Genomic DNA, 7,758 nt, shown 5'->3' with positions numbered 1-7,758 from the left:
GCGACGGTCGCCGTGACCGTGGTGCCCGCCCGCCGGTCGGCGAGCGCGTCGACGGCGAGCGTCTGGTGAGCCAGCTCGATCGTGGCGTTCACCCCGCGCTCCGGCTCCAGCCCGGCGTGCGCGGCCCGCCCGGTCACCCGCACTTCGTACATCGACGTGCCCTTGCGCTCGGTCTTGAGGGCGCCGCCCGGGGCCGACGCCTCGAGCACCAGGGCGGCGGTGACGGCCCTGGCCTCCTCCTCGACCAACCCGCGGGAGCTGGGCGAGCCGAGCTCCTCGTCGCCGGTCACCAGCAGGGTGACGCCGTCGAGCCCGGCGGCCGCGTGGAACGCCATCGCCAGCCCGGCCTTCATGTCGAAGCAGCCCGGTCCGCGCAGCGTCCCGCCCTCGACCGTGCACGGGTGGTCGGCCAGCGAGCCCACCGGCCACACGGTGTCGTGGTGGCCGAGGAGCAGCACCCGCGACGGCTCCGGCCCGAGCCGCCAGCGCAGGTGGGTGCGCCCGTCCAGCGCGATCCGCTCGGGTTCGGCGCCCAGGCGCGCGGCGCCGACCCGCGCGACGACCTCCGCCGAGCGGGCGACCGCGGCCAGGTCGTCGGACGGCGACTCGCACTCGACCAGGGCCCGGATGTCGGCGAGCAGGTCGCCCATCAGGCGACCCTCGGGGTCGCGCGCACCCCGAAGTGCAGGTACCGCTCGCCGGTCGCCAACTCGTAGAAGGTGACCGGCATCCAGGTCCGCGTCTGCGGCGCCCGGACCGCGAACAGCGCCGGCCCGACTCCGACCAGCGGGTACTCCTCGACCGGGTCGGGCACCAACTCGGCGAGCGGGCCGGTGATCGTCGTCCGCAACAGTGGCCCGTCCGGGCCGCTCTCGACCTCCATGCGCACCCCGGCCCGCTCGTAGACGCCGGCATAGGGCGTCACGTCGACCTCCACCGGCTCCGCGGGCGGCGCGAACGCGTCGGGCATGGTGACGCCCGCGACCTCGGCGAAGATCTCCCGGTAGAGATCGTCGTAGAGGTCGCGAGCGTGCCCGCCGTTGGTCAGCAGCGCCACGGCCAGCCCGGCCTCGGGCAGCACCCGCAGGAACGCCGACTGGCCGAGCGTGTTGCCGTCGTGGCCGAGCAGCCGGTGACCGTCCCAGCCGAACCGGATCCAGCCGAGCCCCCACGAGTCGCCGAGGACGTGCTTGTCGGGCAGGTCGGCCTGATGCGCGGCCATCTCCGCGCGGCTCTCCGGACTCAGCACGGCGCTCCCCCCGTCGAGGTGCAGGCGCGCGAAGGCCAGCACGTCGGCGACCCGCGCGGTGACCAGCCCGGCCGGGCCGACCGAGCGGGGCAGCCCCCAGGCCGGGACCGGAACCAGGTCGCCGTCCCGTTCGTCGTGGCCCACCGCGGTGGCGAACAGCAGCGCCTCCTCGGGCAGCGTCACCGTGTGGGTCAGCCCGAGCGGGGTGAACAGCCGCTCGCGCATCGCCTGGTCCCAGGTCTGCCCGGTGACCTTCTCGATCACCCGGCCGAGCAGCACGTAGCCCGAGTTGCAGTAGGACCAGGTCGCGCCGAGCGGGTGGTTCTGCCCGGCCTCGCCCAGCACGTCGACGTAGCGCTCCAGGCAGTCGTCACCCCGGCCGGTGTCGGTGAACACGTCGCCGTCGATGCCGCTGGTGTGGTTGAGCAGGTGCCGGGGCGTGACCGACTTCGTCACCTCGGGGTTGGCCAGCCGCAGCTCCGGCAGCACCTCGGCGACCGGGGTGTCGAGGTCGAGCAGCCCCTCGTCGACCAGCGCCATGATCACGGTCGCCGTCCACACCTTGGTGATCGAGCCGATCTGGAACAGCGCGTCGGTGCCGGCCGGCGCGCCGGTGCGCAGGTTGAGCACCCCGTGCGCGGCCTCCACCACCTCGTCCTGGGCCCCGCCCGTGCCGATCCGCAGGATGCCGAGCTGCGCGCCGGGCACCCGGTGCCGCTCGGCGAGCCGGGCCAGGCGCCGCTGCCAGTGGGCGGCGTCGATGCCGGCGCGGCCGGCGCGGGTGACGTGCCGCTCCAGCCAGTCGAGCACCCGGCGGTTGAAATCGAGCCGCTGGGTGGGCCGGCCGGTGAGGATGAACGCGTGCGCGGCGTCCGGGTAGACGACCAGCCGGGTGGGCACGCCCCGTTCGCGCAGCGCGGTGTGCCACTGCTGGGCCTGGCCGACCGGGCAGGTCAGGTCGGTCGCGCCGTGGATCAGCAGGGTCGGCGTGCGGACGTCGGCGACGCGGGACAGCGGTGACATGGCGGCGTAGCGCTCCGGCTCCTGCCAGGGCGGGCCGCCGAGCTCGTAGGCGCTGAGGAAGTGGCTGTCGTCGCTGGTGCCGCCCATGCTCACCAGGTCGGCGACCGTGCCGCCGGCGACCGCGGCGGCGAACCGGTCGTCGTGACCGGTCAGCCAGCAGGCCATGTACCCGCCGTAGCTGTAGCCGGCGACCGCCAGCCGGTCCGGGTCGGCGAACCCCTCGGCGACGAGTTGGTCGAGCGGTTCGAGGAGGTCCTTCGCGTCGGCCACGCCCCACGCGCCCTGGGCCGCGGTGTAGAACGCCTCGCCGTAGCCGTCGCTGGCGCGCGGGTTGACCAGCAGCACCGCCCACCCGGCCTCGACCAGTTCCTGGTGGTAGAGGTGGATCTCGTCGGCGGCCGCGTTCCAGGCGTTGTGCGGGCCGCCGTGCACGTCGAGCAGCAGCGGCCGCGGACCGCTTCGCGCGGGGTCGTGCATCAGCCAGGCCTGCACCTCGGTGCCGTCGGAGATCGTGAACCACCGTTCCTCGCGGGGGTGCAGGTCGAGGCCGGTGCCGTGCCCGGTCAGCACGGTCACGGCGCCGGTCGTGAGGTCCACGACGCCGATCTCGCCGAAGGACTCGGGCGTGCCGAGCGCGAGCGCGGCCCGGCCGCCCGCGACCGACAGTCCGGACACGACCCGGCCGGCGCCGCCCAGGACCGGCCGGGCGTCGCCGCCGTCCAGGGCGACCGACCAGAGGTGGGTGCACCCGTGGTCGCGCAGGCAGAAGAACACCCGGCCGCCGTGCTCCTGCGGCAACCCGCCGGGGTAGGCCGTCGCGCCGGGCATGACGTTGCGGTCGGTGCCCCCGGACAGGTCGGTGACCTCCCCGCTCTCGGTGCCGACCCGGAACAGGCGGGCGTGGCCGGCCGGGTCACCGGACCAGCCGACCACGAGCAGCGCCGAGCCGTCGGCGGTCCAGCCCACGGTGGCGGCCACGCCGCCGGCGAAGGCGAGCACGCGCGGGCTGCCGTGCGGCTCATCCACCGCCAGCAGGTGGACCGGGGTGCGGTGGCGCAGGTCGCTGTCAGCGCCGGTCCGGCAGGTGAAGGCGAGGGTGGCGCCGTCGGGCGACCAGGCCGGGTCACCGGCGTCCTCGGGCCCGTCGGTGAGCCGGCGGAGCTCGCGGCTGTCCAGGTCGATGACGTGCAACTGCTGGCGGACCGCACCGAACATGCCGGCGCCGTCGGCCTGGTAGCCGAGGCCGTCGGTGACCATCGGTCCCTGCCCGCCGGCCGGGTCGACCGGCGCGGTGAACGCGAGCCGGCCGCCGTCCGGGCTCCACCGGGGCGCACCGGCGCCGAGCGGCAGGTCGGTCAGCCGCTCCGGCTCGCCGCCCTCGGCGTCGAGCACGGCCACCTGCCCGTCGCGGACGAACGCGAGCCGGCGACCGTCCGGAGACCAGGCCGGCGCGCTGTCGTGCGGCCCCGCGGTGAGCCGGCGCGGCGCGGAGCCGTCGGTGCCGGCCAGCCACAGCTCATCGACGTTGCGGTCCTGGCCGGCGTCCAGGGTCCGGAGCACGTAGGCGATCCGGCCGCCGTCCGGCGAGAGCGCGGGCTGGGACGGGACCGCCAGGTCGGTGAGGTCCTGGATGCGCATCTTTCGGGTCAAGGCCGGCTCCTTCGCATGGTTCCTCCGGGAACTGCGGCGAGCAGTTCGCGGGTGTAGTCGTGGCTGGGTTCGGCGAGCACCCGTGCGGTGGGTCCCTGTTCGACCACCCTGCCGTCCCGCATGACCGCGACGCTCCCGGCGACGTAGCGGACCACCGCGAGATTGTGCGAGATGAACAGGATCGACAGGCCCAGCTCGCGCTGGAGCTCGCGGACCAGGTTGAGCACCGCGCCCTGGATCGACACGTCCAGGGCGGAGGTGATCTCGTCGGCGATGATCACGCGCGGGTCGGCGGCCAGCGCGCGGGCCAGCGCGACCCGCTGCCGCTGGCCGCCGGACAGCCGGGACGGCCCCACCCGGGCGCTGGCCGGATCGAGGTGCACCAGGTCGAGGAGTCGTTCCACCTCGGCCCGCCGCTGCGCGCGGGAGCCGCCCGGCGGCAGCGCCTCGGCCACGCTCGCCCCGACCGTCAACCGCGGGTCGAGCGAGGAGTACGGGTCCTGGAAGACCATCTGCAGCGGGCGGCGCCGGCCCCGGGTCGGGACCGGCGCACCGCCGAGGCTGATCCGGCCGCCGCTCAGTGGAGCCAGCCCGACGGCGGCCTTGGCGAGCGTGGACTTGCCGGAACCGGACTCGCCGACGAGCCCGACCACCTCCCCCGCCGGCACGGCGAGGCTGACCCCGTCCACAGCGGTCGTCCGTCCATACCGGACGGTCACGTCCTCGAAAAGTAGTTCTGTCACAAGAAATCCACCAACTCGTCGGCGTCGTGCGTCACCGGCAGGGGTTCGCCGGCGTGCCAGCAGGCGACCAGTTCCGCCTCTCCGGGATCTACTGCTGTGGTGGCGGTGAGTTGACAATGCTCGGTTGGCGGGGTGCCGGTGGCTGGGTTGCGCCCCGTTCCCCTTAGGTGCGGTTGGCGGGCACGATGCTGGCGCTCGCTCATGGGGACTCCACCAGTTCGTCTGCGACTCTCGGTGTCGGTAGGGGTTCGCCGGCGTGCCAGCAGGCGACGCGGTGGTCCGGGTCGGCGGTCAGTGGGGGGTCTTCGGTGCGGCAGCGGGCGTCGGCCAGGGGGCAGCGCGCGGCGTAGGCGCAGCCGGGTGGGACGGCGGCCGGGTCGACCGGGCGGCCCGGGATCGTCGCGAGCGGCTCGTCGAGGTCGGTGGTCATGTCGGGGACCGCGGCGACCAGGGCCCGGGTGTAGGGGTGCCGGGCCGCGCCGGCCAGGTCGGCCGCCGGCAGGTCCTCGACGATGCGGCCCGCGTACATCACCAGGACCCGGTCGCAGACCTCGCCGACGACCGCCACGTCGTGGCTGATCAGCATCAGCGCCACGTCGTCCGCCGCGCGGATCGCGGCGAGCAGGTCGAGCACCTGGCGCTGGACGGTGACGTCGAGGGCGGTGGTCGGCTCGTCCGCGACGATCAGCGCCGGGGCGCCCATCAGCCCCATGCCGATCATCGCGCGCTGCCGCATCCCGCCGGAGAACTCGTGCGGGTACTGCCGGGCGCGGGTGGCCGCGTCGGGAATGCGGACGGCGGCCAGCCGGTCCACGGCGCGGGCGAGCGCCGCGCGACGGGTCATGCCCTGGTGGTGGACCGCGACCTCGGCCAACTGGCCCCCGATCCGGTGGGCCGGGTTGAGCGAGGTCATCGGGTCCTGGAACACCATGGCCAGCGCGGTGCCGAGCGTCCGGCGCCGGACCGGGGTGTCCGCCGCGCGCAGGTCATGGCCGAGCAGTTCGAGCCGGGTGGCGTCGACCCGCCCGTCGTCGCCGACCAGGCGGGTGACCGCCAGCGCGGTCAGCGACTTGCCGGAGCCCGACTCCCCCACGACGCCGAGCGCCTCGCCCCGGCGCACCGCGAAGCTCACCCCGCGGACCGGCCGCACCGGCCCGGGGAAGGTCACCTCCAGGTCGCGGACGTCGAGCACCATCTCGGACGGTGCGGCCGGCGCCTCCTCGACGGCGGTCTCGGGTTCCGGCCGGCGCACCGAGGCGGTGTGCGCCACCGCGAGCGGGCCCGCGCCGACGGTGACGCCGAGTCCCTTGGCGACCGACTCGCCGAAGAGGTTGAACGCCAGGCCGGCGACGAGCACGGCCGTGCCGGGGGCGATCGCCGCGGCCGGGTTCACGTAGATGGCGCCGATGCCGTCGTAGAGCAGCCGGCCCCAGTCGTAGGCCGGCGACTGGACGCCGAGCCCGAGAAAGGACAGCCCGGCGAAGGACAGCAGCGCGGAACCGGCGCCGATGGTGGCGTTGACCACCAGCGGCTCGGCGATGTTCGGCAGCACGTGCCGGAACAGGATGCGGACCCGCCCGACGCCGGCCACCCGCGCGGCCGCGACGAAGTCCCGGGACGCGACCCCGGCCACCAGGGTCTGGGTGAGGCGGGCGAACGCCGGGGCGCCCGCCAGCCCGATGGCCAGCACCGCCCCGGTCGCGCCGACGCCGAACACGACCGCGAAGAACAGCGCCAGCAGCAGTCCAGGGAACGCGACGGCGATGTTGACCGCCGCCGACAGCAGCCGGCCGAGCCGCCGGCCGACCAGGAACGGCGCGGACCCGAGCAGCAGGCCGGCGGTCACCGCGATCACCACGGCGAGCAGGGCCAGCACGACCGAGAGCCGGGCCGCGACGAGGACCCGCAGGAAGATGTCCCGGCCGAGGTTGTCCGTGCCCGCCCAGTGCTCGCTCGACGGCGGCGCCAGGATGTTGTCGGTGTCGACGGCCTCGGCATCGGCGCCCCACAGGACCGGGCCGAGGACGGCCAGCCCGAGAACCAGCACGACGAGCACGGTCGCCGTGGCGCCCAGCGGGGTGCGCAGCACCCGCGACCAACGGGAGTTCACGTCCTCAGGCCTCCCGGATCAGCGAGCGCGGGTCGAGCCGGGCGAGCGCGACGTCGACGACCGTGTTGACGACCAGGACGCCGACGCCGTACACGAGCACGATGGCCTGGACCACCGGATAGTCCTTGGTCAGGATCGACCGCACGATCGTGCTGCCCAGGCCCGGCCAGGCGAACACGTTCTCGACCAGGACGGTGCCCGCGACCAGCGCGCTGAGCAGCAGCCCGCCCAGCGTCAGCGCGGCCGTCGCCGCGTTCGGCAGGGCGTGGCCCAGGTAGATCGTCCGCGCGGGCAGCCGTTTGGCCCGGGCCGTACGCACGAAGTCCGCCTCGAGCACCCGCACCATCTCCACCCGGAGGATCCGGGCGAGGATCGCGGCGGGCCCGATCGCCAGCGCCAGCACCGGAAGCACGTACGCCTGCGGGGTGTCGTTGCCGGCCACCGGAAGCCAGCCGAGCTGGACCCCGAAGACGTAGACCAGCCCGACCCCGATCAGGAAGTCCGGGACGGTCGCCACCACGATGCTGCCGGTGGTGAAGGCGAGCTCGGTGCGCCGCCCGTGGCCGCGCCTGGTCGCCACCCCCATCGCGACGCCCAGCGGGATCGCCACCACCACGGCCGCCAGGAACGCGAGCCCGGCCAGGGCCAGCGTGGCCGGCAGCCGCTGCGCGACGATGTCGGAGACCGGCAGCCGCGTGGTGAGCGAGGTGCCGAGGTCGCCGGTGGCCAGGCCCTTCAGGTAGTGCAGGTACTGGGTGAGGATCGGGTCGTTGAGGCCCAGCGCCGCCCGGCGCGCCTCGACCAGTTCCGCCGGCGCGGTGGGTCCGAGCGCGCCGCGCACCGGGTCGCCCGGGATGAGGTGGATCATCGCGAACGACGCGGTCACCAGCACCCACAAGGAGACCAGCAGCCGCCCGGCCCGCCGGGCCCCGAACCGGACCCAGGGACGGGCCTGACTCGGAGCCGCGGCGCTCGCCGTCATC

General features: G+C 75.0%; 4 protein-coding genes and 1 pseudogene. All 5 read right to left on the bottom strand.

Annotated features, from left to right (window positions below):
• On the bottom strand, positions 1 to 650 hold a 650-nt coding region (locus VFO68_RS27635; protein WP_325161327.1), incomplete at its 3' end, for a M20/M25/M40 family metallo-hydrolase.
• Positions 650 to 3,922, bottom strand: coding sequence for a serine hydrolase (locus VFO68_RS27630; protein WP_325161326.1), 3,273 nt, complete (start codon positions 3,920 to 3,922; stop codon positions 650 to 652). The genes VFO68_RS27635 and VFO68_RS27630, both read right to left, overlap by 1 nt.
• A gap of 17 nt (positions 3,923 to 3,939) precedes the next feature.
• A pseudogene (locus tag VFO68_RS27625) lies at positions 3,940 to 4,665 on the bottom strand (ABC transporter ATP-binding protein); the annotation flags it as partial.
• 199 nt (positions 4,666 to 4,864) lie between these two features.
• Positions 4,865 to 6,775, bottom strand: coding sequence for a dipeptide/oligopeptide/nickel ABC transporter permease/ATP-binding protein (locus VFO68_RS27620; protein ID WP_325161325.1), 1,911 nt, complete (start codon positions 6,773 to 6,775; stop codon positions 4,865 to 4,867).
• A gap of 4 nt (positions 6,776 to 6,779) precedes the next feature.
• Entirely contained in the window at positions 6,780 to 7,757 is a 978-nt protein-coding gene (locus VFO68_RS27615; protein WP_414635591.1) for an ABC transporter permease, read from the bottom strand.
• Position 7,758 lies beyond the last annotated feature (1 nt).

The organism is Actinophytocola sp. (assembly GCF_035712165.1).
Taxonomy (GTDB): domain Bacteria; phylum Actinomycetota; class Actinomycetes; order Mycobacteriales; family Pseudonocardiaceae; genus DASYTH01.
Note: the sequence above shows the minus strand (reverse complement) of the source record. Positions and strands in the feature narration are given on the sequence as shown.